Origin of the sequence: Streptomyces sp. NPDC051214 (genome assembly GCF_040682375.1) — a bacterium.
Lineage (GTDB): Bacteria > Actinomycetota > Actinomycetes > Streptomycetales > Streptomycetaceae > Streptomyces.
Map to the genome: position 1 here is coordinate 15,060 of NZ_JBFBAT010000008.1, position 24,718 is coordinate 39,777.

27 protein-coding genes are annotated in these 24,718 nt (G+C 71.6%); 14 read left to right on the forward strand and 13 right to left on the reverse strand.

Annotated elements, in window-relative coordinates:
* The first annotated feature begins 21 nt into the window (after window positions 1-21).
* The 6 genes from AB0M70_RS21475 (at window position 22) to AB0M70_RS21500 (ending at window position 5,589) form a co-directional block, all read left to right on the forward strand.
* Entirely contained in the window at window positions 22-771 is a 750-nt protein-coding gene (locus tag AB0M70_RS21475) for a hypothetical protein (protein WP_365821576.1), read from the forward strand.
* Window positions 772-1,059: 288 nt separating this feature from the next.
* Window positions 1,060-2,832 carry an ATP-binding protein gene (locus AB0M70_RS21480; protein ID WP_365821577.1) on the forward strand — a complete coding sequence of 591 codons (1,773 nt, stop codon included), beginning with the start codon at window positions 1,060-1,062 and terminating at the stop codon, window positions 2,830-2,832.
* A gap of 115 nt (window positions 2,833-2,947) precedes the next feature.
* Window positions 2,948-3,367 carry a roadblock/LC7 domain-containing protein gene (locus AB0M70_RS21485; RefSeq protein ID WP_363206274.1) on the forward strand — a complete coding sequence of 140 codons (420 nt, stop codon included), beginning with the start codon at window positions 2,948-2,950 and terminating at the stop codon, window positions 3,365-3,367.
* Window positions 3,364-3,726 carry a DUF742 domain-containing protein gene (locus AB0M70_RS21490; protein WP_361840052.1) on the forward strand — a complete coding sequence of 121 codons (363 nt, stop codon included), beginning with the start codon at window positions 3,364-3,366 and terminating at the stop codon, window positions 3,724-3,726. The genes AB0M70_RS21485 and AB0M70_RS21490 overlap by 4 nt, the downstream gene beginning before the upstream one ends.
* Window positions 3,707-4,321 (forward strand): ATP/GTP-binding protein, encoded by a 615-nt coding sequence (locus AB0M70_RS21495; RefSeq protein WP_365821578.1) that lies wholly within the window; start codon window positions 3,707-3,709, stop codon window positions 4,319-4,321. Before AB0M70_RS21490 ends, AB0M70_RS21495 begins: the two co-directional genes overlap by 20 nt.
* Window positions 4,318-5,589, forward strand: coding sequence for a cytochrome P450 (locus AB0M70_RS21500; protein WP_365821579.1), 1,272 nt, complete (start codon window positions 4,318-4,320; stop codon window positions 5,587-5,589). Before AB0M70_RS21495 ends, AB0M70_RS21500 begins: the two co-directional genes overlap by 4 nt.
* Before the next feature lie 42 nt (window positions 5,590-5,631).
* Here the strand turns inward: AB0M70_RS21500 and AB0M70_RS21505 are convergent, their stop codons facing one another.
* A complete protein-coding gene (locus tag AB0M70_RS21505) occupies window positions 5,632-6,858 on the reverse strand; it encodes a cytochrome P450 (RefSeq protein WP_365821580.1) in 1,227 nt (408 codons plus the stop codon).
* 177 nt (window positions 6,859-7,035) lie between these two features.
* Complete coding sequence (locus AB0M70_RS21510; RefSeq protein ID WP_365821581.1) at window positions 7,036-7,770, reverse strand: chitinase; 735 nt, start codon at window positions 7,768-7,770, stop codon at window positions 7,036-7,038.
* Between the two features lie 578 nt (window positions 7,771-8,348).
* Between AB0M70_RS21510 and AB0M70_RS21515 the strand changes: the two genes are divergently transcribed.
* Together AB0M70_RS21515 and AB0M70_RS21520 are read left to right on the forward strand one after the other, a co-directional pair.
* Complete coding sequence (locus tag AB0M70_RS21515) at window positions 8,349-9,821, forward strand: UDP-N-acetylmuramoyl-L-alanyl-D-glutamate--2,6-diaminopimelate ligase (protein WP_365821582.1); 1,473 nt, start codon at window positions 8,349-8,351, stop codon at window positions 9,819-9,821.
* Window positions 9,822-9,973: 152 nt separating this feature from the next.
* Entirely contained in the window at window positions 9,974-11,557 is a 1,584-nt protein-coding gene (locus tag AB0M70_RS21520) for a cytosine permease (RefSeq protein ID WP_365821583.1), read from the forward strand.
* Here the strand turns inward: AB0M70_RS21520 and AB0M70_RS21525 are convergent.
* The 4 genes from AB0M70_RS21525 to AB0M70_RS21540 form a co-directional block, all read right to left on the reverse strand.
* Entirely contained in the window at window positions 11,540-12,043 is a 504-nt protein-coding gene (locus AB0M70_RS21525) for an SRPBCC family protein (RefSeq protein ID WP_365821584.1), read from the reverse strand. The genes AB0M70_RS21520 and AB0M70_RS21525 overlap by 18 nt on opposite strands.
* A gap of 101 nt (window positions 12,044-12,144) precedes the next feature.
* Entirely contained in the window at window positions 12,145-12,507 is a 363-nt protein-coding gene (locus AB0M70_RS21530) for an Asp23/Gls24 family envelope stress response protein (RefSeq protein WP_365821585.1), read from the reverse strand.
* A complete protein-coding gene (locus AB0M70_RS21535) occupies window positions 12,504-13,178 on the reverse strand; it encodes a hypothetical protein (protein ID WP_365821586.1) in 675 nt (224 codons plus the stop codon). Before AB0M70_RS21535 ends, AB0M70_RS21530 begins: the two co-directional genes overlap by 4 nt.
* Complete coding sequence (locus AB0M70_RS21540; protein ID WP_365821587.1) at window positions 13,169-13,756, reverse strand: sigma-70 family RNA polymerase sigma factor; 588 nt, start codon at window positions 13,754-13,756, stop codon at window positions 13,169-13,171. The genes AB0M70_RS21535 and AB0M70_RS21540 overlap by 10 nt, the downstream gene beginning before the upstream one ends.
* Before the next feature lie 201 nt (window positions 13,757-13,957).
* Between AB0M70_RS21540 and AB0M70_RS21545 the strand changes: the two genes are divergently transcribed.
* Genes AB0M70_RS21545 through AB0M70_RS21560 form a run of 4 tightly spaced genes read left to right on the forward strand, consistent with a single transcriptional unit; the run spans window position 13,958 to window position 16,237 of the window.
* Window positions 13,958-14,479: an Asp23/Gls24 family envelope stress response protein gene (locus AB0M70_RS21545; RefSeq protein WP_365821588.1), complete on the forward strand. Its 522-nt coding sequence runs from the start codon at window positions 13,958-13,960 to the stop codon at window positions 14,477-14,479.
* A gap of 45 nt (window positions 14,480-14,524) precedes the next feature.
* Window positions 14,525-14,710, forward strand: coding sequence for a hypothetical protein (locus tag AB0M70_RS21550; protein ID WP_365821589.1), 186 nt, complete (start codon window positions 14,525-14,527; stop codon window positions 14,708-14,710).
* Window positions 14,707-15,669, forward strand: a complete 963-nt coding sequence (locus AB0M70_RS21555) for a DUF6286 domain-containing protein (protein ID WP_365821591.1) — start codon at window positions 14,707-14,709, stop codon at window positions 15,667-15,669. The genes AB0M70_RS21550 and AB0M70_RS21555 overlap by 4 nt, the downstream gene beginning before the upstream one ends.
* Complete coding sequence (locus tag AB0M70_RS21560; RefSeq protein WP_365821593.1) at window positions 15,653-16,237, forward strand: alkaline shock response membrane anchor protein AmaP; 585 nt, start codon at window positions 15,653-15,655, stop codon at window positions 16,235-16,237. The genes AB0M70_RS21555 and AB0M70_RS21560 overlap by 17 nt, the downstream gene beginning before the upstream one ends.
* Before the next feature lie 13 nt (window positions 16,238-16,250).
* On the opposite strand, the gene AB0M70_RS21565 is transcribed toward AB0M70_RS21560, so the two are convergent.
* Entirely contained in the window at window positions 16,251-16,811 is a 561-nt protein-coding gene (locus tag AB0M70_RS21565) for a rhodanese-like domain-containing protein (protein ID WP_365821595.1), read from the reverse strand.
* 82 nt (window positions 16,812-16,893) lie between these two features.
* Between AB0M70_RS21565 and AB0M70_RS21570 the strand changes: the two genes are divergently transcribed.
* Window positions 16,894-17,172 (forward strand): metal-sensitive transcriptional regulator, encoded by a 279-nt coding sequence (locus tag AB0M70_RS21570; RefSeq protein WP_365821597.1) that lies wholly within the window; start codon window positions 16,894-16,896, stop codon window positions 17,170-17,172.
* Window positions 17,173-17,245: 73 nt separating this feature from the next.
* Here the strand turns inward: AB0M70_RS21570 and AB0M70_RS21575 are convergent, their stop codons facing one another.
* The 6 genes from AB0M70_RS21575 to AB0M70_RS21600 form a co-directional block, all read right to left on the reverse strand.
* Window positions 17,246-17,884 carry a fasciclin domain-containing protein gene (locus AB0M70_RS21575; RefSeq protein ID WP_365822357.1) on the reverse strand — a complete coding sequence of 213 codons (639 nt, stop codon included), beginning with the start codon at window positions 17,882-17,884 and terminating at the stop codon, window positions 17,246-17,248.
* Window positions 17,885-18,103: 219 nt separating this feature from the next.
* Window positions 18,104-19,462 carry a deoxyribodipyrimidine photo-lyase gene (locus AB0M70_RS21580; RefSeq protein ID WP_365821599.1) on the reverse strand — a complete coding sequence of 453 codons (1,359 nt, stop codon included), beginning with the start codon at window positions 19,460-19,462 and terminating at the stop codon, window positions 18,104-18,106.
* 13 nt (window positions 19,463-19,475) lie between these two features.
* A complete protein-coding gene (locus tag AB0M70_RS21585) occupies window positions 19,476-20,231 on the reverse strand; it encodes an anti-sigma factor (protein ID WP_365821601.1) in 756 nt (251 codons plus the stop codon).
* Complete coding sequence (locus AB0M70_RS21590; RefSeq protein WP_365821603.1) at window positions 20,228-20,812, reverse strand: sigma-70 family RNA polymerase sigma factor; 585 nt, start codon at window positions 20,810-20,812, stop codon at window positions 20,228-20,230. The genes AB0M70_RS21585 and AB0M70_RS21590 overlap by 4 nt, the downstream gene beginning before the upstream one ends.
* Window positions 20,813-20,885: 73 nt before the next feature.
* Window positions 20,886-22,442 (reverse strand): SDR family oxidoreductase, encoded by a 1,557-nt coding sequence (locus AB0M70_RS21595; protein WP_365821605.1) that lies wholly within the window; start codon window positions 22,440-22,442, stop codon window positions 20,886-20,888.
* A gap of 51 nt (window positions 22,443-22,493) precedes the next feature.
* On the reverse strand, window positions 22,494-23,495 hold the full coding sequence (locus AB0M70_RS21600; RefSeq protein ID WP_365822359.1) for a LacI family DNA-binding transcriptional regulator: 1,002 nt from the start codon (window positions 23,493-23,495) through the stop codon (window positions 22,494-22,496).
* Between the two features lie 295 nt (window positions 23,496-23,790).
* On the opposite strand from AB0M70_RS21600, the gene AB0M70_RS21605 reads away from it, so the two are divergent.
* Complete coding sequence (locus AB0M70_RS21605; RefSeq protein ID WP_365821607.1) at window positions 23,791-24,717, forward strand: sugar ABC transporter permease; 927 nt, start codon at window positions 23,791-23,793, stop codon at window positions 24,715-24,717.
* Window position 24,718 lies beyond the last annotated feature (1 nt).

A 24,718-nucleotide genomic window follows, 5' to 3' on the forward strand; every position in this document is an offset into this window, starting at 1 on the left:
GGCACGGGCGACACTTGGGGCATGCGCCTCGTCGATCAGTGCCAGCCCCCGTCCGCCTACGGCCGTCTCCGTGTCGAGCGGCACGACCTCTCGCCCGCCCGATGGCTGGAGCAACGCCCGCCTCACGACGACGGATTCGGCACGGTCGCGGGAGTCTGCGCCCCCGGCTTCGACGCGTACGCGCGCATCCTGCACCCGGCCTGGCTCGGCACGAAACCGGTGCGGTGGGACGAGGTGGCCGCCTCGTACGGCCGGTCGGTGTCGGCGGGGACACGCTGGCACGAGCTGATCGGCCTCGGGAGCGACCGGCTTCTCTACCGCAACGAGGACACCCCGGCCGTCCCCGGTGTCTGGGACGAGCACCCCGACGAGGGCCCGACCCCCGCTTCCGTGGCCCGCGCCCTGATCTCCGTGCTGTCCGGGCACACTCGCACCCCCGAGCGCTGCTGGTACGGGCTCTGGGAGGGGTACGGCCAGTACAACTGGGACGGGTATCCCGTGTTCCGCACACCGGGCCGTCACGAGATCCTGCTCTCCGGACCGCTGGATGACGCCGACTCACCCGCGTTCCCCGTCCCCGGGGGCGAACCTGACGAGGCGGCACCCGAGCTCCCCGACCTCTGGTGGCCCGAGGACCGGGCCTGGTGCGTGGCAGGGGACGTCGATCTGGTGAGCACGTACGTCGGCGGCTCGGCGGCCTGCGTCGCGGATCTCCTCGCGGCTCCGGGTCTGGAGGCGTACGAGATCACCGAGACCTCGCCGGTCGACTGACCCGCTGTCTTGATGTCGCCGTAAGGTGGCGGCCGAATGTGGCGCCGTAAAGTCGAACTCCATTATCACGGCGCCATGTTCGAGGGGTCAGATCACGACGAAAGCCCCTTCAGGGCTGCCTGTTCCGCCTCACTGTCCTGCGCGCTCCGCGGGATGGCTAGCATGGCGCGGGTGTGGTCCGGAAGATCGCCGTCCTCTTTGGCGTTCCCGCCGGGCCCGCGACCGATGCGTACGCGTACATCGGTCGGCTCGTTGCTTACCTGCACTCAAGGACCGAGGGACCGCTGAATGCCCGTGCCTGCTCCCCCCAGCCCGCACCGAATAGCGAAGGCGCGCCGGCCCGCGTCGACCCTGCCCGTGGTCGTGCTGGTGGTGACCGCCGTGGCCGGTGCCGTGGCGGGCCTCATGGCACCGGAGAACGCCCGGGTCTGGACGGTGGCTTCGGTCCTGGCCGGCTGGCTGTGTCTGGCGATCGCGCTCGTGACGACGTCCCTGCACGTCAAGCGGGTCCGTGCGGCCGCCGACGCGGACCACGCCGAGGCCGCCGCCCTCAAGGCGCAGATCGCGCGGCAGGGTGCCGAGTCCGCGCACCTGCTGACCGTCACGCTGCCGACCGTGATGAAACGCTTGCGCGACGGGACCAGCGCGAGTGAGACGCTGGCGCAGACCGCACCTCCGTCGGATCCGCAACTGCGCCAGATCGTCCACGAGTTCGCCTCCGTGGTGGAGGAGACCGTGCGGCACGCGGCCGACGTCGACTCGCGGCGCGATCACGCCCAGGGACAACTCGCGCAGGCCGCGACGGAGTTGGACCAGCTGACGGCGGTGACGCTGCCCACGGCGATCGAGCGGCTGCGCGAGGGTGCCTCAGCGGACACGGTGCTCGCCGGCCTCGAATGGCCGCGCAACCCCCTGCTGCGCGTGCCCGCGGAATCGTTCGTCCGCGAGCTCGCCTACAGCGAGCGGCGCGCCGCGGCCGCGCAGGCGGCCTCCGCCAAGGCGCTGAGCCGCGTGCAGGCCAAGTCCGTGAGCATGCTCGCCGACCTGCGGGACATGCAGGAGCGGCACGGCGTGGAGGTCTTCGGCGATCTGCTGCGCCTGGACCACAGCACCTCCCAGCTGGGTCTCATGACCGACCGTCTCGCCCTGCTGATGGGCGGTCGCTCCAGCCGCGCCTGGAACAAGCCGATCGTCATGGAGAGCATCCTGCGGGGCGCGGTGGGCCGCATCTCCGCGTACCAGCGGGTGCGGCTGCACTGCTCGACGACGGTGGCCATCGCCGGTTTCGCCGCCGAGGGCGTCATGCACGTCCTCGCCGAACTCATGGACAACGCGGCGAACTTCTCCCCGCCCATCGACGAGGTGCACGTCTATGTGGAGGAGCGCAGCGCCGGGATCGTCGTGACGATCGAGGACAGCGGCCTGAAGATGGCCGACGCGGCGATGCGCCGCGCCGAGGAGTCGGTCTCCGGGCACATCACGGACCTGGCCTCGCTGCAGGGCACCCGCCTCGGTCTCGCGGTGGTCGGGCGTCTCGCCGCGAAGTACGGCATGAGCGTCAACTTCCGTCCGTCCTCGCGCGGCGGCACGGGCGTCGTGGTGCTGCTGCCCCCGCAGCTCCTGGCCCAGCAGCGCGACCCCGCTCCCCAGCAGCTCGCCCCCCGCGGCGTCGAGCCGGCGCCCGCGCCGCTCCCCGCGGTCCCCGAGCAGCCCGCCGCCCCGGAACAGCCCGCGGAGGCCCCGCAGGCACCGCCCGCGGCAGCTCAGCCGCAGCCCGCGCCGGAGCCTGCCCGCCCCGCGGCCGCCACGGCCAACGGCCTGCCCGTGCGCGCCCCCGGGCGCACCATGGCCGAGGCGGAGCGCGAGCGCGAGCAGCGCAGGGCGGCGTCCGACGCCGCTGCCGGATCCGGGGCGCTCTCCGGCGACGCGGGGCTGCCGCCGCGCGACGCCGGATCCCGGTTCGGTGCCTTCCACCGCGGGCGGCGGGCGGCGGGCGACGTGCCCGGCTCCCCCGCGGCGCCCGAGTCCCCCGCCGATTCCGGGCCGCCGCCCGCCGAGTAGACCGAAGCCACCCGCACGGCGCCCGGGCTCTGGCGCCCCCTTCCCCGCTCGTAATTCGTGAGATTGGAGGGACGGGCAGGTGACCGGACGACCCGCGCATCTCGCCCCGCCTACCATGCAGACCACTGACAACAGCCTGACCTGGCTCCTGCAGAGCCTCCTGAAGCGCACCCCCGGTACGCGGCACGCCCTGGTGCTCTCCCGGGACGGCCTGAAGCTGTGCTGGAGCGAGCATCTGACGCTCGACCAGGCTGACCAGCTGGCGGCGATCTGCTCCGGGATCCAGGCCCTTGCCCAGGGCGCCTCCATGGAGTTCGGCGACGGGACCGGCGGCGTCCGGCACTCCATGACCGAGTTCCACGGCGGACTGCTCTTCATCGTCGAGGCCGGCCAGGGAGCGCACCTGGCGGTGGTGGCGGAGGAGAACGCCGATCCCGGAGTGGTGGGGCATCAGATGACCGAACTGGTCGAACAGATCGGTGAGCACCTGCGCGCCGAGCCGCGCGCCCAGACCGAAGGCAGCGGCTCCTCGTGACGCCGCGCAGGCCCGTGGACATCGGTGATCCGGACCGGCTCTACACGGTCACCGGCGGTCGCAGCCGCGCCGACGACGATTCGTTCGACCTGGTCACGCTGGTGGTGAGCGAGTGCGAGCCCACTGCGGGGATGCAGTCGGAGCACGTACGGATTCTCGAACTGTGCCGGCATCCGACGGCCGTGGTGGAGATCGCGGCGGAGATGAAGCTGCCGATCACGGTGGTGCGGATCCTCCTTGGTGACCTGCTCGCTATGGGCCGGATCACCGCCCGCCACCCCCGCGCGGCCGGCTCGGCCGCCTCGATCCCCGATTCCGCCCTTCTCAAGGAGGTGCTCCATGGGCTCCGCAACATCTGAGCTGCCCTCCCGGACGCCGCTGTCCGACACTGCCGAGACCGGCCTGAAGATCGTCGTCGTGGGCGGCTTCGGGGTCGGCAAGACCACGCTGGTCCGCTCGGTCAGCGAGATCCGTCCGCTGAACACCGAAGAGGTGATGACGCAGGCCGGTGTCGGCGTCGACGAGACGACCGACGTGGCCGCCAAGACCACGACGACCGTGGCGTTCGACTTCGGCCGGATCAGCCTCAACGAACGTGTGGTCCTCTACCTGTTCGGGGCTCCCGGGCAGGAGCGTTTCTGGTTCCTGTGGGACCGGCTCTTCTCCGGCACGCTCGGGGCGGTCGTCCTGGTCGACACACGGCGGATGGACGACTCCTGGTACGCCATCGACCGGCTCGAACACCACAAGACGCCGTTCGTGGTGGCCGTCAACCGGTTCGACGACGACACCTCGACCCATTCGCTCCAGGAGATCCGGCAGGCGCTCGCGCTGCCCGACCACGTGCCGCTGATCGACTGCGACGCACGGGTGAGGTCGTCGGGCAAGGATGTCCTGATCACCCTCGTGGACCACCTCTACGCACTGGCCATGGCCCAGGAGATGACACCGTGACCGAGCCGACCGGATCCCCCTTCGAACAGAGCCCGCCGCCCGGGTGCCCGGCGCACGCGGGCACGGGCGCGGTGCGCCTGGGCGGTCTGGAGTACCAGCAGACGCCGTCGCAGCTCTACCGCAGCCTGCGCAGGGAGCACGGCGCGGTGGCGCCGGTGCTCCTCGACGGTGACGTGCCCGCGTGGCTGGTGCTCGGCTACTCCGAGGTCAGCTATGTGACGGGACACGACGAGCTGTTCGCCCGGGACTCGCGGCGCTGGAACCAGTGGGAGAACATCCCCGCCGACTGGCCGCTGCTGCCGTTCGTCGGCTACCAGCCCTCGGTCCTGTTCGCCGAGGGCGAGGAGCACCGCAGGCGGGCCGGGGTGATCACGGAGGCCCTTGAGGGGGTCGACCAGTTCGAACTCGCCAGGGACTGTGCCCGGATCGCCGACCGGCTGATCGCCGAGTTCGCCGGCAGCGGCCAGGCCGAGCTGATGGACGCGTACGCGCACGCGCTGCCCATGGTGGCCGCGGTGCAGATGTGCGGCATGCCGCACGAGGGCACGGACACCCAGCAGCTCGTGGACGACCTGCGGATCTCGCTGGACGCGCATGAGGGCGACGACCCCGTGGCGGCCTACACGCGCGTCGCGCAGCGGATCCAGCTCCTGGTGAAGGAGAAGCGCGAGAAGCCCGGCGCGGACGTCACCTCGCGGATGCTGACGCACTCGGCGGGTCTCACCGACGAGGAGATCGTCCAGGACCTGATCTCCATCATCGCGGCGGCCCAGCAGCCGACGGCCAACTGGATCTGCAACACCCTGCGGCTGATGCTGACCGACGAGCGGTTCGCGCTCAACGTGTCCGGCGGGCGGCTGAGCGTGGGCGAGGCGCTCAACGAGGTGCTGTGGCTCGACACCCCGACGCAGAACTTCATCGGCCGCTGGGCGGTGCGCGACACGCAGCTCGGCGGGCGGCAGATCCGGGCGGGCGACTGTCTGGTGCTCGGCCTCGCCGCGGCCAACACCGACCCGCAGATCTGGCCCGAGTCGCATGTCGGCCCGGAGAACTCCGCGCATCTCTCCTTCAGCCACGGCGAGCACCGCTGCCCCTACCCGGCTCCGCTGCTCGCCGACGTCATCGCGAGGACCGCGGTCGAGACGCTCCTGGAGCGGCTGCCCGACCTGGTGCTCGCGGTGGAGCCGCACGAGTTGACCTGGCGGCCGTCCATCTGGATGCGCGGTCTGACGTCGCTGCCGGTGCAGTTCACGCCCGTGGCGCACTGAGCCGGTGCCGGGGCGCCGCCTGCCGGCGGCGCCCCTCGAGGGTCAGACGGCGGCGGGGGTGAACTCCACCGGCAGCGACTGCGGTCCCCGGGTGAACACACCCTGCTCCACGGGGTCGAAGCCCTTGGCGAGCCGCACGTCCGGCATCGCGTCCAGGAGCTGGTCGACGCCGATCTCCACCTCGGCCTTGGCGAGCAGCGCGCCCACGCAGAAGTGCCGGCCGAGGGCGAAGGAGAGGTGGTCGGCGGCGGCGGAGAACGCGGTCGTCGTGGTCAGGTCGTCGCGGAAGATGTCGAAGCGGTCCGGCTCGCGGTAGCGCTCCTGGTCACGGTTGGCCGAGCCGATCAGGCAGGTGACGGTGGCCCCGGCGGGGATGGTGCCGCCGCTGACCTCCACGTCGGTCGCGGACTGCCGCATGATCATGTGGACGGGCGGGGTGTAGCGCAGGGTCTCGGCGAAGGCGCGGGCGATCAGACCGCGGTCCTGCCGGACGGCCTCGAGCTGCTCGGGGTGCATCAGGAGGTTGGCGAAGATGCTGGCGATGGCCTTGTCGGTGGTCTCGCCGCCCGCCGCGAGCAGCAGGCTGCAGAAGGCCTTGATGTCCTCGTCGCTCATGCGTACGCCGTCCACCTCGGCGGCGCACAGGGTGGAGAGCAGGTCGTCGCCGAGGTGGTCGCGGCGCTCCCGGATGATCGGGATCATGTACTCGGCGAACTCCACCCGGGTGCGTTCACCGGCCGCCGCGACCTCGGCGTCGCCTGCCAGGTTGCCGAGGAAGGCGATGACGGTGGTGTACCAGCCGTGGAAGCGGGCGTGGTCGGACTTGTCCAGGCCGAGCATGTCGGCGATGACGTTGACCGGGAAGCGGGTGGCGTAGCCCTCGACCAGGTCGACGCTGCCGGTGTGCCGGAAGGTGTCGATGAGTTCGCGGGAGTTGCGTTCTATGACGGGCAGGAATTTCTCCTGCAGGTCGCTGCCGCGGAAGGCCGGTGCGACGAGCGCGCGCCGCACGGAGTGCTCGCGGCCGCTGAGCTGGAGGATCGTCTTGCCGTGGACGGGCTCGATCTGCCAGTCGTAGTTGTCGGTGGTGAACTGCGAGGCCTTGTCCTTGAACACGCGCTCGACGTCCGCGTACCGCGAGATGATCCAGCTCTGTGTCGCCTCGTGCCAGAAGAGCGGTGCGTTCTCCCGCATCACCTGGTAGGCCGGGTACGGGTCCTTGGCGAACTCGGGCGAGAGGATGTCAGGGACCTGCTGCGCGGTGGACATGTGGCTCCTAGGTCGGGAAAGGCGACGCGCTCCAGGCTATTGATCACTTACGGAGCCAACCAGCCCCTGCCGACCGATCGTTGAGCACTACACTAACGTTGGCCGAAAATCACCCCTCGCCCCACCGGATCGCGACCGGCGGGGCGAGGGGGAGCCTGGTCCTGGCGGCTGGGGCCGTCAGCAGCTGAGCTTGTCGCCCGGGGTGACGCCGAGGATTCCGGTGAACTTCGTGTAGTTGTTGATACGGCTCTGCACCTGCTCAGGGTTCTTCCCGTCGCATTCCAGGCTGCCGTTGATGCTGCGGATCGTCTCGCCGAAGCCCGCGCCGTTGACCATGGCGCTGTGCGGCGTCATGGTCCCCGGGCCGTTCTGCGTGTTCCAGTACCAAAGACCCGTCTTCCACGCGACGGCCGGATCGTTCTGTACGAGGTCGGGGTTGTTCAGGAGGTCGATCTTCAGGGCGTCGCCCGCTGCCTTGTAGTTGAAGTTCCAGCTGAGCTGGATCGGGCCGCGTCCGTAGTACTTGTCGTTGCCCGCCGGGCAGCCGTACGGCTGGGAACTGTCGCAGTAGTGCGGGTAGTTGGCGGTGTTCTGCTCGACGACGTGGACCAGGCCGCCCGTCTCGTGGCTGACGTTCGCCAGGAAGGCCGCGGCCTCCTGCTTGCGTACGGTGTCGCTGCCGGTCCCGGTGAACTCGGGGTAGGCGTCGAGCGCCTGGGTGAGCCCGCTGTAGGTGTAGAAGGAGTTCCGGTTCGGGAACATCGCGTTGAACTGGGCCTCGCTGACGAGGAATTCCGCCGCGGCCCGCTCCCCCGGCGCCTTCTCGGCGGAGGCGTGGGGCGCGAGGGTCAGGAGGGCGAGTGCGGCCGCGGAAGCGGTGGCGGTCAGCGCGGCGAGGACACGAGGACGCATGGGGGATCACTCCTTGGCGGTCGGCCCATGCGTGCGCACGGCCGCCCGTCACGTGGTGGGGGGGGGAGGGATACGGGTCCGTCTCTTGAGCGCGCAGGAGGGGTGGGAGGCGCGAAGAGACGCGGCAGGATCCGCCGGTGATCACACCGGAGCACCGGGGGCTGCAGCTCTCCGGAATGGCTCCTACCGTTGGACTAGACCATACCGAGTGACGCGTCCGCGTCAATAGCCCCTCGCAGGTACCCTCAGGCGCCCGCGGGGGAAAGCGGCGAACGCGGGGCTCGTTTCGGCATGTTCGCGGCGAACCCACGCGGCCGTACACTGAAGCGGTGTCGGGCAGGTCCCTGCTCCGCCCGGCCACCTGTGCTCAGCCCTCCACGGCCCTGAAGGTCCTCTGCGACCGGTCGTGCGGCCCGCAGGTAGCGTCCTCGGCCGTCCTGGCCCTTCGGCCGCACGCAGATATCCCCCTGTGGGGCCCGCTCGCCTTACGCGTATCACCGCGATTCCGGCTCGCCGTCGCCCTGCCCCTCAGGCCGGGCGTGCGCGGTGTGCCGTGGACCGCCTTCGAGGGGACTGTTGTGAAGCTCAGCGCACTGCTCGACGGGCACGACCACCATGTTCTGCACGGTCACCCGGAAGTCCCGGTCACCGCGGGAGTGACCTTCGACGCCGGCCACGTGACGTCCGGCTCGCTCTACGTCGCCGTTCCCGGCCACGAGGAGGGCGGGCCCGGGGGCATCGGCCGGGCCCTGGAACGAGGGGCGGTGGCCGTCCTCACCGAGGACGGCGCGCTGCCGGACACGGAACTTTCGGGGCGGGTGTGCGTGGTGCGGGTGAGCGACGCACGGGCGGCCGCCTCGCTCGTCGCCTCCCGGTACCACGGCGAACCCGGCGGGGCGATGGACGTCGTGGCGATCACGGGGACGAACGGCAAGACCTCCGTCTCGTACATGATCGAGTCGGCGCTCAGGCTGGCCACGGGCGCGAGAGTGGGAGTGATCGGCACGTCGGGAAGCCGGATCGGCACGGAGCGGATCCCCATGCCGCGATCGGTCCTGAGCACCCCCGAGTCCCCGGACCTGCACTACCTCCTCGGCCACATGCGCGACCGCAACACCAGCAGTGTGGTGCTCGAGGCCACGTCCATGGGCCTGCTGCAGCGGCGCCTGGACCATGTGCCCGTGCGCCTCGGTGTCTTCACCAACCTCACCCAGGACCACCTGGACGACCACGGGACGATGGAGCACTACAAGAAGGCCAAGCTGCGCCTCTTCGCAGGGCTCTGCGAGCGCGCGGTGGTCAACGCCGACGACCCCGTCAGCGCCGAGATCACGGCCCTGATGCCGGGCGCGGTGACCACGTACGGTCTGGACGCACCGGCCGACTACCGGGCGAGCGACCTGGTCGTGGACGCGGTGGGCACCCGCTTCACGCTCCACCACGACGGCCGCAAGTACCCCGCCGCGATTCCGATACCGGGCCGCTTCTCGGTGTCCAACGCGCTGGCCACCCTCGCCGCGTGCCATCTGCTCGGGCATGAACTGCCCGCGCTCGTCGAGGCCCTGGACCGGATGCCGCCCACCCCGGGACGGCTCGAACGCTTCACCACCGCCCGGGGGGTCTGCGTGATCGTCGACTACGCGCACTCGCCGGACTCGCTGGAGAAGGTCCTCGCCACGATCCGCGGCTTCGCGACCGGGTCGGTGATCACCGTCTTCGGCTGCGGCGGGGACCGCGACACCACCAAGCGCGCCCAGATGGGCGAGATCGCGGGACGCCACTCCGATCTGTGCGTCCTCACCTCGGACAACCCCCGCAACGAAGACCCCGAGATCATCATGGACCAGATCGTTCCCGGCCTGACGTCCACCGGGACGCCCTTCGACCGGATCGCCGACCGTCGCGCCGCGATCTCGCGCGCGCTGTCCGCCGCGCGGCGGGGCGACATCGTGCTCGTCGCGGGCAAGGGCAGCGAGCCGCACCAGATCGTCGGCGAACAGCTCATCCCCTTCGACGACATGACGGTGGTCCGCGAACTCGACGCGCTGTAGGGGCGATCGCGCAGGCAGATGTGCGATTCATCCACCGGCCCGGCGCGCGCAGTGCGAATCGGGCACTGGTGCGGCCACACGCATGGCGTTTACGGTCCCTGCATTTCCGCCCCAGCACCTCGCACGCCGTGGTGCCGACCAGGGAGCCGCCTGTGCCCAAGGAGCCATCTCCGTCCGTCACCGAGGTCGAGACGCACGGAGTCGAACGCATTCCGGACGCGGACCGCTCGGCGGGACCGCTCGATCTGTTCCGGCTCGCGTTCGGCGGCGCCAACACCTTCGCCACCTGTGTGCTCGGGGCGTTCCCGATCCTGTTCGGGCTCTCCTTCTGGCAAGGGCTCGCGGCGATGCTCCTGGGGCTGCTCGTCGGCTCGCTGCTGCTTGCGCCGATGGCGGTGTTCGGGCCGCGCAACGGCACGAACAACGCCGTCTCCTCCTCGGCCCACCTGGGCGTGCACGGCAGGATCGTCGGCTCCTTCCTCTCCCTGCTCACCGCCGTGGCGTTCTTCTCCCTGTCGGTGTGGAGCTCGGGCGACGCGCTCATCGGCGGGGCGCACCGGCTGCTCGGCGTGCCGGAGAGCGACGTGGCCTACGGCTGCGCCTACGCCGTCTTCGCCGCGCTCGTCCTTGCCGTGTGTGTCTACGGCTTCCGCTTCATGCTGCTCGTCAACAAGATCGCGGTCGTGGCGGCGACCCTGCTGTTCGTGCTCGGCCTCGTCGCCTTCGCCGGGGACTTCGACCCCTCGTACGCGGGGATCTTCACCGCGGACGCCGATCAGGCCACCCAGGACCTGTTCTGGCCCTCCTTCATCGGCGCCGCGCTGATCGTGCTGTCCAACCCGGTCTCCTTCGGCGCTTTCCTGGGCGACTGGGCGCGCTACATCCCGGCTGCGACACCGCGTCGCAAGGTGATGGGGGCCGCCTTCCTCTCGCAGGTCGCCACGGTCCTTCCGTTCGGTTTCGGCCTGGCGACGGCGGCGATCATCGCCGAGCAGGCACCCACGTACATGGACCCCGCCGCCCCCAACTTCGTCGGCGGCCTGCTCGCGATCGCGCCCGGCTGGTATTTCCTGCCGGTCTGCCTGATCGCCCTGATCGGCGGCATGTCGACCGGGACCACCGCGCTGTACGGCACCGGTCTGGACTTCTCCTCGGTGTTCCCGCGGCTCAGCCGCGTGCGGGCCACCGTCCTGATCGGCGTCCTGTCCATCACGTTCATCTTCGTGGGCCGCTTCGGCTTCAACCTCGTCCAGGCGATCTCCACCTTCGCCACGATGATCATCACCTGCACCGTGCCGTGGATGATCGTCATGATGCTCGGTTACGTCACCCGGCGCGGCTGGTACGACCCCGAGGCGCTGCAGGTCTTCACGCGCCGGCAGCACGGCGGCCGCTACTGGTTCGCGCGTGGCTGGAACTGGCGCGGCATGGCCGCCTGGTGGACCGGCGCGGTGACCGGGGTGCTGTTCACCAACATCCCCGGCCAGTTCGTCGGGCCGCTCGGCGACCTCGCGAACGGCGCCGACATCAGCCTCCCGCTGGGGGCGGCCGTCGCGGCGATCGTCTATCTGGCGCTGCTTTCGGCGTTCCCGGAACCGCGCGGGGTGTACGGACCCGAGGGGCCGCGCTGGGTGCGCGCGGCCGACACGCCGATCGCCCCGATCACCGGACCGCCGGGCGGCGGCACCACCGACGAGGCCGACCGGGGCGCCGCGCGGTCAACGAGCGGTCTCTAGCTCCCGCTTGAGGTTCTTCAGCGTCCGTTCGATGTTGCCGACCTGGAAGACCGCGAAGGTGCGACCGCCGGTGGCCAGGCGGTCGAAGGCGTTGGCCGCGAACGTGGGCCAGGAACGCCGGTCGTCCGTCCACGTCTCGGTCACCTTGGTGCCGCCGTCGCTGTCCTCGAAGCGGTACTCCCAGGTGGCGATGGGGGCCCGCAGCCGGGGGCGCTTCAGTCCGATCGCGTGCACGCGGAAGGCGAAGCGCCGCCCCGGCTCGGCCTTGGTCACCGTGCAGCGGGTGGTCCAGCGGAACGGGCCGCGCTTGTTGTGCCCCTCGAAGACGAGGCCGACGACGGTGGGTACTTCCCCTCCGGGCACGGTCGCGCCGAGGTTCTCGGGGCTCCAGCGCCCCATCAGGGCGGGCTGGCTGACCTGCTCGTACACCGTCCGCGGTGACGCGTCGACCAGGATGCTTCGTGACACTGTGAACGTGCGGGTCATGACAACTCCGATCCTCGACCCGCGACCTTACTCACCGGTAGCTTGAATGTCAGCCCCCATGCTGCCCCGACGGCTCTTGGCGCGAGGCTTCCGAGGGCGGCTCAGACGAGGCCGGTGACCGTGACGGTGATCCGGGGCGTGCCCGGCTCTCCGGTCGCCGGCTCGCCCGTCACCAGGCCGACGGCCTCGGCGGCCGCCGCGCGCACCTCCCGGGTCACGTCCAGGGTCCGCCGTCCCCGGTGCAGGACGACGTACACCTCCACGCTCCAGTCCCCGCCGGGCTTCTCCCGCCGCACCTGCACGCCCGCGGAGCCCGCCGGAGTGCTGGGCAGACCGCGCCTCAGCAGGGCGGACGACCGCAGGAGGTCCGCGAGGCCCGGCCGCAGGAAGGCCACCCCCGGAGTGTCGAGGACCGCCTCTATGACGGCGTTCGCCACCACGCGCGAAACGTCTCGTTCGCTCACCGCTGCCGCCCTTCCGCGCCGTCGTCGCCCGTGTCGTCGTCCGTGTCGTCGATGAGGTCGCTGATCGTCACGTCGACGACCGCGACCCGCATCCCCAGTTGCTCGTCCACCGCTTCGAGGACCCGGCCCCGCACCCGGTCGGCGACCTCCGGCAGGTTCCAGGGGAGCGGCACCTGCACCTCGACGCGGATCCTGACCGGCCCGCGCGCGAGGCGCCCCGGGGGCGCGGGGGCCGCGGTGTCGTCCAGCGGGCCGATGCGGCAGCTTCCCGCGCGCACGCCCGGCAGGGACTCCGCGGCGGCCCGCACGGTCCTGGCCGCCGCGGCCTCCACGATCCAGGCGTCCTCGTCCTCGTCGCCCAGGGGCAGCGTCCTGCCCGGCCGCAGTTCGAGGCGCACCACGTCCATGACACGGCCGGTGAGCGCGGAGGTGTCCTGCTCGCGCGGTACGGTGTCGCGCGCCTCGGTGACGATCCCCTCCAGTTGTCGCAGGGCGTCCAGGGCCTGGGTGCAGTGCGGGCAGCCGTCGGCGTGGGGGTCGGGCACACCCGCCTCCCACTGTTCCCACACCTGCGACAACTCGCGGCCGCAGGGCAGCAGTTCGTCCTCGGGCAGCACTCCGAAGCCCGCCTCCCGCTCGTCGTCCGGTACGGATTCCCCGTTCATCGCCATGCGGCCATCGCCTCCGTCAGATAGCGCCGCGCCCTGAAGACACGGCCGCGGACCGCCTCCGTGCTGATCCCGACCGTCTCGGCGATGGACTCGTACGACGCGCCGTCCAGCTCCCGCAGCACCCAGCACACCCGCTGCTCCGGCGAGAGTCCCTCCATCGCCCGCGCCAGGTCCGCCACCGCGGCGTGCCCCTCGGCCACCCGCGCGGGCGAGACCTCGTGCTCCGGGGCGGCCGGCTCGGGCAGGCCGTCGAGCGCCACGACGGGGCGCCGCGAGCGCAGCACGTTGAGGCAGCGATTGGTGACGATGCGGTAGATCCATGTGCCGAACTGCGCGTCCCTGCGGAACTCCGGCAGCTTGCGCCAGGCACTGACGAAGGACTCCTGCACGGCGTCCTCCGCCTCCGGGCGGCTCCCGAGCAGGCGCGTGGCCAGGCGCAGCGCCATCGGCGCGTGCCGGTGCACGAGGGCCTCGAAGGCCTCCTCGTCACCTTCCGCCGCCCGCACCGCGAGCAGTCCGTCGTCACGTCTCGCGGACGCGTCCACCTCGTCGGCTGCTTTGCCCCGGTCGCCCGGCACACGCGGCTCCTCTCATTTCGGTCGCGCTCGTACGACACGCGCAGGGCCCACCGCGTTACGCGGCCCAGGAAAGCTACCTCCCGGGCGAGAAAATTCTCGTGAGGCGCGTAACGGACCGCGGGTACTCGGGTCGGAGCAGGAGAAGAGCCCGAAAGACCGTACGACACCCAAGACCCCGACGATCCCCGAGGAGATGCCACCATGACGACGCAGGACCTCACTTCGAAGACGGCCGCGCCCGGCACCACCGAGAAGGAACTCACCGGCGAGGCCCGCAGGAGCACTCCGGGAGCCATCACCGTCAGCGGTGCCACCGGCGCGGCGCAGCCGGCGGCGACGCGGGGCAAGACGTCCATCGCCGATGTCGTGGTCGTGAAGATCGCCGGCATGGCGGCCCGCGAGATCCCGGGCGTGTTCGACATGGGCGGCGGCCTGTCGCGCACCATCGGCGCCGTGCGCGACCGCGTCCCCGGCGGGCGCCCCAACGTCGGCCGCGGGGTGAAGGTCGAGGTCGGCGAGCGGCAGACGGCGATCGACCTCGACATCGTCGTCGAGTACGGCGTGCCCATCACGGATGTGGCGCACGACGTGCGCGAGAACGTCATCTCGGCGGTGGAGCGCATCACCGGCCTGGAGGTGGTCGAGGTGAACGTCGCCGTCAACGACGTCCACCTGCCCGAGGACGACAACGCGGACTCCGGCACCGAGACGCGCGTCGAGTAGCACGCGGTGGCCTGGGACGTCCCCTTCTGTGGTGTGAGGTGAGTGGTGAGCACAGCTCTGGTCGGCCTGATGGCGGGCATGGCCCTGGGATTCGCCGGGTGGTTCGGCGGCTTCGGCGCGTTCCTCCTGGTCGCCGCGCTCGGCGCGGTCGGCTTCGTCCTGGGGCGTCTCGTCGACGACGGCACGGATCTACGCGCCTTCATCGGCGGGCGTGACCGGGAGCGCCGATGACCACGCCCGCGGCACAGCGCGGCACGACGACCGTCGCGGACCGCGCGGTGCGCCGCATCGCGGAACGCGCCGCGACGGAGGCGCCGGCGCCCGGCCCGGTCGAGGTCCGCAAGGGTTCGGCGGCCGTACGCGGCCGCCGCGCCCGGGTCGACGTCACCGTGACCCTGCCCTACCCCGCGAGGCTCGACGAGTCGGGCGAGAGCGTGCGTGCGCACGTCGCCGAGCGCACCGCCCGGCTCACCGGTCTCACCGTGTCCTCGGCGCGCATCCGCGTCCGGGGCCTTGCACGGCGCGAGCTGTCCGCCGGGCAGCTCGCGCCGCCGGTCGAGGCCGCCGAGCTGCGCGCACACCGTCCGTGGTCCCAACGGCGCCTGCCCGTCGGGGTGTTGGCGCTCCTCGCGGCCGCGGTCTGTGGGGTGCTGCTGTACGACGTGGTGTCGGTGCATGCCGCCGGGAACGCTCCCGCGCGGTGGCGGACCGACGCGATGGAGTGGCTCTCCACGCACGGCCCGGACAGCGCCGCGGCCACCGGTGTTCTCGCGGCAGCCGGCGTGTTCGCGCTCGGTGTGTGGCTGCTGGTCCTCGCCGTGACACCGGGCCGGCGCGGCGTCCTGCCCATGCGGACCCCGCTGACAGGGGTGCGCGCCGTCCTGGACCGCCGGGCGGTCGCCGTCCTCGTGCGGGATGCCGTGAGCGACGTGGCGGGCGCCGGCCGGGTCCGCGTCAGGGTCGGCCGCCGTACGGCACGAGTGCGGGCCGGGCTCGGGTTCGGTGACTTCGAGGGTGCGCGGCGTGCGGTGACCGAGGCCGCCGAGGCGGCGGCCGCCGGGCTCGGACTGGCCCGGCCGCTGCGGGTTCGGGTGCGCCTGAGCACGGAACCCGCTTGGCGCGCCCCGGCTGATTCCGACGGTGGGACCGGCGAGGCGGAGAGGAGCACGCCCGATGAGCCGACTCCGTAGCGGCACGAACCGCTCAACTCTGTTCTGCGCGGCGGCAGTTCTCCTGGTCGCGGGGGCCGCGCTGGCGTCCGCGGCGGCTCCCGTCCGTGAGCGGCTGCCTTCGGCAGTGCCCCGGGTCGACGCGGACCGGGTGTGGCTCGACGAGGAGATGCTCGGCCGCTGGCGCGATCACGGCTGGTGGACGCCCGTCGTGATCGCCGCCCTCGCGGTCGGCGCCGTCCTGTTCCTCTGCTGGGCCCTCGCCCAGCTCCGCACCGGCCGCCCGCGCGAACTGCCGCTGGGGCAACCGGGCGTCACCCTCTCGGCCAAGGCGCTGGCCTCCGTCATGGCCGACCGTGCCCGCGCGGTGGACGGCGTGGCCCGCGCCCACGTACGGCTGCTGGGGCGTCCCCGGCGGCTGCGCGCCCGCATCACGCTGGTCCTTGACCCCGACGGCTCCCCGGACGCGGTGCTGCGCGAGCTCGCCGGGGGCACCGTCGCCGAGGCACGGGCGGCTGCGGCACCCCGCGTCCTGGAGGCCGACGTACGTCTCACGACCCGGGCGCACCGGGCGCGCCGCATCCACTGAGCGGACCTGCCAACTACAGGGCTTCCAGCGTGGTGCGCAGGTCCGCGGCGCGAGGGCGGTTGTGCGGAAGCCTGGCGAGGACGGAGGCCATGCCACAGGTGTCGGTGACGGCGGAGAAGACCAGGCCGGCGCCGACGCCCGCGGCCAGCCAGCGCGCGGGCCTGAAGCGGGTGCCCGCGGCCAGGCCGAGCACGACCAGGGACCCGGCGGCGAGCCGCACCTGACGCTCCATCGGCCAGGCCGTCGGTGCCCCCTGGGAGGGGTGCAGGGGGTGGCCCCCCGCGGCCCAGGCCGTGGTGCCGCCGGCCAGGGTGACGGCGGGGATGTCGGCGGCGGCCAGCTCGTCGCACGCGGAGGCGGAGCGGTTCCCGGAGGCGCAGACCATCAGGAGCTCGCCACGGGCGGCGGCGGCCTTGAGCTCGGGCAGCGCCCTGTGCAGGTGGTCGACGGGGATGTTGTGGGCTCCGGGAAGGTGGCCGGAGGCGTACTCGCCGGGGCTGCGCACGTCGATGACGGTGTAGCGGTCCAGGCGGGCGGCCGCCTGGGCGGGCGCCAGATCGGTGGGGGGAGTCATGTGGGGCCGTCCTTTCGTTGAGCCAAGGCTCTCACCCTCGCAGGCTACAATACCCCCAGGGGTATTAATGGAGGGTGGCAGCGTGCAGCTTGAGATGGCGGCCGACGAGCTGAGGTCCGTGCTGAACCGGCTGCGCAGGGCGCAGGGACAGATCGCCGGCATCATCAAGATGATCGAGGACGGCAGGGACTGCGAGGACGTGATCACGCAGTTGGCCGCGGTGTCCCGCGCGCTTGACCGGGCCGGGTTCGCGATCATCGCGACGGGACTCCAGCACTGCATGGCCGAGGGTGAGCAGTCGCCCGCCGACCGCGAGGAGATGCGGGCCCGCCTGGAGAAACTCTTCCTCTCGCTGGCCTGAGCTCCCTCGAACGCCCAAAGCCTCCGCCGCCCCGGGGCAGGGGCGGCGGAGGCGTATCGGGATGCGGTCCGCGTCAGCTCTTCGGCATCAGGACCGTGTCGACGATGTAGACCGTGGCGTTGGCCGTCGGGACATTGCCGCAGACGACGTTCGACGTGTCGTTGACCTTGTACTCCGTGCCGGAGCCCGCGGTGGTGAGCTTGCTCTTCTCCAGGGTCTCGAAGGAGCCGTTCTCCAGCTGCTGCGGCGTCAGCTTCTCGCCCACCACGTGGTACGTGAGGATCTTGGTGAGCTGGGCCTTGTCGTTGAGCACCTTGTCCAGGTCCGCCTTGGGGATCTTGGCGAAGGCGTCGTTGGTCGGCGCGAACACCGTGATGTTCTTGGCGTTGTTCAGGGTGTCCACGAGCCCGGCCTTCTTGACCGCGGTGACCAGGGTGGACAGCTCGGGGTTGTTCGACGCCGCGGTGGCGACCGGGTCCTTCGCCATCCCGTCGAAGGAGCCCGCGCCGCTCTCGGGAACCGACGAACAGGCCGGTCCGAACGGTTCGTTCGCCTTCATCGCGTCGTCCGACTTGGTCTCCTGCGCGCTGGGCGTGGAGTCCGCGGCCTTGGTGTCCTTGTCGTCGCTGTCCGAGCAGGCCGTCAGGGCGATCGGCAGCACCGCCGCGGCGGCGACGGCGACCGCGGCACGGCGGATACGGGTGGAGTACATGGACATGGTTTTCTCCTTGCGTCGGTGCATGCATGGGGGTGGCCGGGAGCGGGCGGCATCAGAGCACGGGCGCCACCGCCCCCGCGCGCCGTCCCGACGTCATCCGTTCTTCGCTCACACACGGAATTCGTCACCGAGCGGGCCGGGGATTGGTCACAGATCCACATTCACCCGATCGGGCACTCACGCCCTTGCGGTTGCCATGTGTTCCTTGGGCCGTCAGGCGTCTCGGGCCTGCTCGAAGCGGGCGCGGGCCTCCGCCAGTTCGACGACCGGTTCGGGGTAGTCGAGGTCCGCCCGGTCGCGGTCCGGGAGCTTCCAGGGTTCGTGGATGTAGCGGCCGGGAACATCCGCCAGTTCGGGCACCCAGCGGCGTACGTAACGGCCGCCCGGGTCGAAGCGCTTGCCCTGGATGACGGGGTTGAGGACCCGGTTGGGGCGGGTGTCGGTGCCGGTGCCCGCCGCCCACTGCCAGTTCATCTGGTTGTTGGCGATGTCGCCGTCCACCAGGAGGCTCAGGAAGTGCCTGGCGCCCACCCGCCAGTCGACGTAGAGGGTCTTGGTGAGGAAGCTGGCCACCACCAGACGCCCCCGGTTGTGCATCCAGCCCTCATGGCGCAGCTGCCGCATCGCCGCGTCCACGAAGGGATAGCCGGTGCGCCCCTCGATCCAGGCGTTGATCTCCTTCTCGTTCGTGCGCCACCGGTCGCCGTGCGGGCGGTAGTCCTGGCCCGCCGCGTCCGGGCGGGCCGCGAGGACCTGGTGGTGGAAGTCCCGCCAGGCCAGCTGCCTGACGAACGCCTGCGCCCCCGGTGAGCCCTCGCGGAGCGCCCCGTGGATGACCTCGGCCGCCGACAGGGTGCCGAAGTGAAGGTGGGGCGAGAGCCGCGACGTAGCATCACCGGCGACGTCGTCCTGGCCGTCCTCGTACCCCTCGACGCCGCCGGCCAGCCAGTCCCGCAGCAGGCGGCGCCCGGCGCCCTCGCCGCCGGTGCCCAGCCCCGGTGAGACGCCGGTGATCTCCGCGCGCGGCAGCACCGGGTCCGACCCCACGTCGGCGACCCGCACCTTGCGCGGGGCGGCCAGGACGTCCCTGACCCCTTCCAACGTCCAGCGCCGCAAGTACGGGGTGAACACCGCGTAGTGGTCCTTGCCCGTCGGGAGCACCTCCCCCGGCGCGACGGCCGTGATGACCGCGTCGTGCACGACCAGTTCGCAGCCGGTGTCCTCCAGCGCGGTCCGCAGCCGCTCCTCGCGCCGCGTCGCGTATCGGCTCACCCCTCCCGAGACATGCAGCCGCTGCGCCCCGGACTCCTTCACCACCTCGCGGACCTGGTCGACGACGTCACCGCTGCGGACCACGAGGCGGCCACCGCGCTTGCGGAGCCCCGAGTCGAGATCCTCCAGGCAGTCGGCGAGAAAGGCACGCCGGTTCGGCACGGCGAAGCCGGTGGCCCGCACCCCCTCGTCGTACACGAACAGCGGGACGATCCGGTCCGCTTCGTTCAGTGCCGCCCGCAGCGGCGGATGGTCGTGCAGGCGCAGGTCGGAGGTGAACAGGACGATCGATACAGTCACTTTCTGCGGCTCCTCATGCCGTGGGGAAGTTCATCAGGGCCACCGGGTCGGTCGTCGGCTCCTCGGAACCGCCCGCCGGCTCGACGGTGATGCCGATGCCGGACGCCTGGTCCACCGGACCGTCCAGGAGCACCGCCTCGGTGCTGCGTCCCGGGTTCATCAGGCCCGCCGAACGCATCGATCCGTCGTCGTTGAACCAGAGTTGGTAGACCTTGCCCGACGGCGGCTCGGGCATCCTGGCCGCCACGAAGGCGGCCTGGTTGCGGCTCTTGGCCACCACGACCGTGCCCGTAGCGCCGTCGGAGAGCTCCTTGGTCGAGGCCTTGGCGTCCGGTGCCGCCAGCACCTGGGCCAGCTGCTCGGTCTGGCGCCTGGCCTCCTGCTCGCGCTGGCCCGCCTCATCGGCGCGCTCGTGCTGCCATACGGCGATGCCACCGAACCCCGCGGCGGCGGCCAGACACGCGGCGAGGGCGAAGCGGGACAGCCGCCGGCCGGCGCCCGCACCACCGGTGGTCTTTCCCGGCGTGGGCGTGTGCGGCGGCTGCTGGCGGACCGTGGCGATGCGCCGCAGCACCTCGGCCCGCATGTCCGGGGGCGGGGCGACTGAGACGGCGCGGGCCAGACGCCCCGCGGTGGCGGCCAGTTCACGCACCTCCTGGGCGCAGGCCTCGCAGACCTCCAGGTGCCGCTCGAACTCCGCGCGCTCCTCGTCGGAGAGGGCATGCAGGACGTACGCACCCGTCAGCGTGTGCAGGTCGGCGGCGCTCATGCGCTCACCCCCAGGCAGTCACGCAGCCGGATGAGACCGTCGCGCAGCCGGGTCTTGACCGTCCCCAGGGGCACCGAGAGCAGCTCGCCGACCTCCCGGTAGGTCAGGCCCCGGTAGTAGGCCAGCGTCACCGACTGGCGCTGCAGTTCGGTCAGGGTGCGCAGGCAGCGGCGCACCTGCTCGCGCTCCAGGCGCGTCTCAACCTGCTCGCTCACCTCGTCGAAGGCCGGGGTGCGTTCGAGCAGCGCCGCCTTGTGGTCGCGCTCGGCCGACGCCTGGACGGACCGCACGCGGTCCACCGCCCTGCGGTGCGCCATCGTCAGGACCCAGTTCATGACACTCCCCCGCTCCTGCCGGTAGCGGGCGGCCGACCGCCACACCTCCACCAGCACTTCCTGGGCGACCTCTTCGGACTGGGCCGGGTCGCGCAGCACGGTGCGCACGAGCCCGAGGACGGGAGAGCAGACCGCGTCGTACAGCGAGGCGAAGGCCTGTTGGTCGCCGCGCGCCACCCTGCCGAGCAGCTCAGCGAGATCGGGGCCCGCGGAGGGAGCCCCGCTGATGTGTACCACTTCGTTCACCCGGTGATCCTCCTGGACGCTGGTCGCCTTCAGAGGTGATTCGGAGCCGGTGCGCCGCCGGATTGCCCGTGGGTCACGATTTCTGGGTGATTTTGGCGGTGCGCTGTTCGGCCGTACGTGTGATGTTGCGGGCCATGCCGCCGAAGACGAGCGAGTGGAACGGCGAGACGCTCCACCAGTACGCGTGGCCGAGGAGGCCGTGCGGGTGGAAGAGCGCCCGCTGCCGGTAGCGGGTGCGGCCCTTGTCGTCCTGGTCCGCGCGCATCTCGAGCCAGGCGAGCCCCGGCAGCCGCATCTCGGCCCGCAGCCGCAGCAGCCGGCCCGGTTCGAGCTCCTCGACGCGCCAGAAGTCCAGCGAGTCCCCCACCCGCAGCCGCTGGGCGTCGCGGCGTCCCCGTCTGAGCCCGACCCCGCCGACGAGCCGGTCGAGCCAGCCGCGCACCGCCCAGGCGAGCGGGAAGGAGTACCAGCCGTTGTCGCCCCCCACGCCTTCCACGACGCCCCACAGGGCCTGCGGCGAGGCGTCCACGGCCCGTTCCCGGCAGTCGGAGTAGAGGCTGCCGCCCGCCCAGTCGGGGTCGGTGGGCAGCGGGTCGCTGGGGGCGCCGGGCACCGACGCGGACGACCAACGGGTGCTGACCTGGGCGTCCTTCACCCGTTCGAGGGCCAGCGCGAGCGCCTTGTCGAAGCTCATCGGGACGCCGGGCGCGTCGGGCACGTACCGGGCGATGTCGTGTTCGTGGCAGATGACCTCGTGCCGCAGGGACTCCGCAAGCGGCCGGGCGATCGAGGCCGGTACGGGGGTGATCAGGCCTACCCAGTGGCTGGAGAGGCCCGGGGAGAGCATGGGCACGGGCAGGATGAGGCGGTGCGGCAGCTTCGCCACGGCCGCGTACCTGCCCATCATGTCGCGGTAGGTGACGACGTCGGGGCCGCCGATGTCGAAGGTGCGGCTGACGTCGTCGGGCAGGGTGGCGCTGCCCACGAGGTAGCGCAGGACGTCGCGCACGGCGATGGGCTGGATCCTGGTGCGCACCCAGCTCGGGGTGACCATGACCGGCAGGCGCTCGGTGAGGTAGCGCAGCATCTCGAAGGACGCGGAGCCGGAGCCGATGATCACGGCGGCGCGCAGCACGGCGGCCGGCACGCCGGACTCCATGAGGATCCGGCCCACTTCGGCCCGTGAGCGCAGATGCGGGGAGAGGTCCTTCTCCGGGATGTTCTCGGGGGTCAGACCGCCCAGGTAGACGATGCGCCGTACGCCCGCGGCGTGGGCCTGCTCGGCGAAGATCCGGGCCGCTTTCCGGTCCGTCTCCTCGAAGCCTGATCCGGTGCCGAGCGCGTGGATGAGGTAGTACGCGACGTCGATGTCCCGCAGGGCGTCGCCGACCGACTCGGCGTCGGAGGCGTCGCCCCGCACCACCTCGGCCCGCCCGGCCCAGGGGTAGTCGCGCAGCTTCCCGGGAGAGCGGGCCATGCACCGCACCTGGTGCCCCGCGTCGAGCAGTTCGGGGACGAGCCGCCCCCCGATGTATCCGGTCGCCCCGGTCACCAGGCAGCGCAGCCCCTGCGCGCCCTTGCCGCTGCCGCTGCCGCTGCCGCCGCTGCCGTCACTGTCGCCGCCGTTCATGGGAGCCTCCGGCCTCGAACGATGTCCTCGCCTCCCCACCTTCCCCCGGAATCAGCGCGAAGGCGTGCGCGCGGGCGGCCTCGCGGTGCTCTCGCGCAGGACGAGCCGCGTGGGCACGAGCGTCGTGCCGCGCTCCGGGGCGCTCTGCCGCATCTGGCGCAGGACCCCCTCGACGCAGCGGCGCCCGACTTCGGCGAAGTCCTGGTGGACGGTCGTCAGGGGAGGCAGGAAGGAACCGGACTCGGGGATGTCGTCGAAGCCGATGACGCTGACGTCCTGCGGAACCCTGCGGCCGCGCTCGTGCAGGGCACGCAGCAGGCCCAGTGCCATCTGGTCGTTGGCCGCGAACACCGCCGTGCAGTCCTCGTGGCCGGCGATCCCGAGACCTGCCCGGTAGCCCGACTCCGCCGACCAGTCGCCGCGCACGAGGGGCGGCACGGTGCGGCCGGCCGCTTCGAGCGTCGTCTGCCAGGCGTCGGCGCGGCGTTGCGCGGCGTAGGAGTCCTCGGGCCCGGCGAGGTGCCAGACGGTGCGGTGGCCGAGGTCGAGCAGGTGCCGTACGGCGTCGCGGGTGCCGCCCGCCTGGTCGGTGTCGACCACGGTGTAGCGGTCCCCGGCGTCCGAGTCGGCCACGACGACCTGGACGTGGGGCGGCAGGGAGAGGGCCGCCGCGTCGAGGAGGTGTTTCTCCATGATGACGATGACGGCGTCGACGGCGAGTTCCCCGAGCCGGGAGAAGGCGCCGCGCACCTCGTCCTGGGTGGGGACGGCGACGGGGAGCAGGGTGACGGCGTACCCCTCCTGTGCGGCGGAGGTGGCGATCGCGTCGATGGTGCGTACGTTGCCGGTGGTGGAGAGGGTGAAGGTGATCAGGCCGATGGTGCGGAACTCGCCGCGCTTGAGGGCGCGGGCCGCGCTGTTGGGCCGGTAGCCGAGTTCCTTCATGGCGGCGAGCACCTGCTGCCGGGTCTCTTCGTTGACGCCCGGGAATCCGTTGGAGACGCGGGAGACGGTCTGCGAGGAGACGCCGGCGAGCCGGGCCACGTCGGCCATGGACGCGCTCTGCCCGCGGCGCGCGGCCCGCTCCCGTCCGCCCGGGGTGCCGCTCACCGAAGTGTTCCGTGGTGCTGTCACTGTCTCCCTCGCCGCGTGTGTCCCGGTCTTCCCGGACGACCCTTGACCGTCGCCATCGGGGCAGTGTAGACATTCCGCCACCGAATGTTTACGTAAACATAACACCCGCGCTGCTTGGCCCCCGCCCTTGCCGCAGCGCGATGTTTACGCAAACATCGCGCCACGTGACGCCTGCTCCGAGACGGACGAGCGAGATGGACGAGCGAGGAACGACATGACGACGCTTCACCTGCAACGGGCCGCCGAGCGGCGCGCGGCCCGGCCCCCGTCACCGGGGACCCGCCGTTCCTGGACGGGCTGGGGGTTCATCGGCCCCTTCGTGGCGGTGTTCGCCCTGGTCTTCCTCGCTCCCCTCGCCTACTCCGTCTATCTGAGCCTCTTCCGCGACCAGCTCATCGGCGGCACCACGTTCGTCGGCCTGGACAACTACCAACAGGCCCTGGCTGACGGCCAGTTCTGGGCGGCCCTGGGCCGGGTCTCTCTGTTCCTCGCGGTGCAGGTCCCGATCATGCTGGGTATCGCCCTGCTGGTGGCCCTCGCCCTGGACAGCGGCCGCCTCTACGGCAAGGACTTCTTCCGGATCTCGGTCTTCCTGCCCTACGCCGTGCCCGCCGTGGTGGCCTCGCTGATGTGGGGCTTCATGTACGGCACCCGCTTCGGGCTCGTGGGCGACATCAACGACGCCTTGGGCGTCACGCTGCCCGACCCGCTCTCGCCCGACCTGGTCCTCGCGTCGATCGGCAACATCGTCACCTGGGAGTTCGTGGGCTACAACATGCTGATCTTCTACTCCGCGCTCCGCGTCATCCCGCACTCGCTGTACGAGGCCGCGGAGATCGACGGTGCCGGTCAGATCCGGGTGATCACGGCCATCAAACTCCCCGCGATCCGCGGCGCCCTGATCATCGCGACGATCTTCTCGATCATCGGCAGCTTCCAGCTGTTCAACGAGCCGAGCATCCTGCAAAACCTCGCGCCCAACGCCATCACCACCGACTACACCCCCAACCTCTACACGTACTCGCTGTCGTTCTCGGGCCAGCAGCAGAACTACTCCGCGACGGTCGCCATCGTCATGGGCCTGATCACCATGGTCATCGCCTACGTCGTCCAGCTGCGCGGCATGCGCAAGGGAGCGTGAC

Coding starts and splice junctions, on each gene's coding strand:
- AB0M70_RS21475 (WP_365821576.1), top strand. CDS start 22: ATGCGCCTCGTCGATCAGTGCCAGCCCCCGTCCGCCTACGGCCGTCTC.
- AB0M70_RS21480 (WP_365821577.1), top strand. CDS start 1,060: ATGCCCGTGCCTGCTCCCCCCAGCCCGCACCGAATAGCGAAGGCGCGC.
- AB0M70_RS21485 (WP_363206274.1), top strand. CDS start 2,948: ATGCAGACCACTGACAACAGCCTGACCTGGCTCCTGCAGAGCCTCCTG.
- AB0M70_RS21495 (WP_365821578.1), top strand. CDS start 3,707: ATGGGCTCCGCAACATCTGAGCTGCCCTCCCGGACGCCGCTGTCCGAC.
- AB0M70_RS21505 (WP_365821580.1), bottom strand. CDS start 6,858: ATGTCCACCGCGCAGCAGGTCCCTGACATCCTCTCGCCCGAGTTCGCC.
- AB0M70_RS21510 (WP_365821581.1), bottom strand. CDS start 7,770: ATGCGTCCTCGTGTCCTCGCCGCGCTGACCGCCACCGCTTCCGCGGCC.
- AB0M70_RS21525 (WP_365821584.1), bottom strand. CDS start 12,043: ATGACCCGCACGTTCACAGTGTCACGAAGCATCCTGGTCGACGCGTCA.
- AB0M70_RS21535 (WP_365821586.1), bottom strand. CDS start 13,178: ATGGCGATGAACGGGGAATCCGTACCGGACGACGAGCGGGAGGCGGGC.
- AB0M70_RS21545 (WP_365821588.1), top strand. CDS start 13,958: ATGACGACGCAGGACCTCACTTCGAAGACGGCCGCGCCCGGCACCACC.
- AB0M70_RS21555 (WP_365821591.1), top strand. CDS start 14,707: ATGACCACGCCCGCGGCACAGCGCGGCACGACGACCGTCGCGGACCGC.
- AB0M70_RS21560 (WP_365821593.1), top strand. CDS start 15,653: ATGAGCCGACTCCGTAGCGGCACGAACCGCTCAACTCTGTTCTGCGCG.
- AB0M70_RS21565 (WP_365821595.1), bottom strand. CDS start 16,811: ATGACTCCCCCCACCGATCTGGCGCCCGCCCAGGCGGCCGCCCGCCTG.
- AB0M70_RS21575 (WP_365822357.1), bottom strand. CDS start 17,884: ATGTACTCCACCCGTATCCGCCGTGCCGCGGTCGCCGTCGCCGCCGCG.
- AB0M70_RS21585 (WP_365821601.1), bottom strand. CDS start 20,231: ATGAGCGCCGCCGACCTGCACACGCTGACGGGTGCGTACGTCCTGCAT.
- AB0M70_RS21595 (WP_365821605.1), bottom strand. CDS start 22,442: ATGAACGGCGGCGACAGTGACGGCAGCGGCGGCAGCGGCAGCGGCAGC.
- AB0M70_RS21600 (WP_365822359.1), bottom strand. CDS start 23,495: ATGGCCGACGTGGCCCGGCTCGCCGGCGTCTCCTCGCAGACCGTCTCC.
- AB0M70_RS21605 (WP_365821607.1), top strand. CDS start 23,791: ATGACGACGCTTCACCTGCAACGGGCCGCCGAGCGGCGCGCGGCCCGG.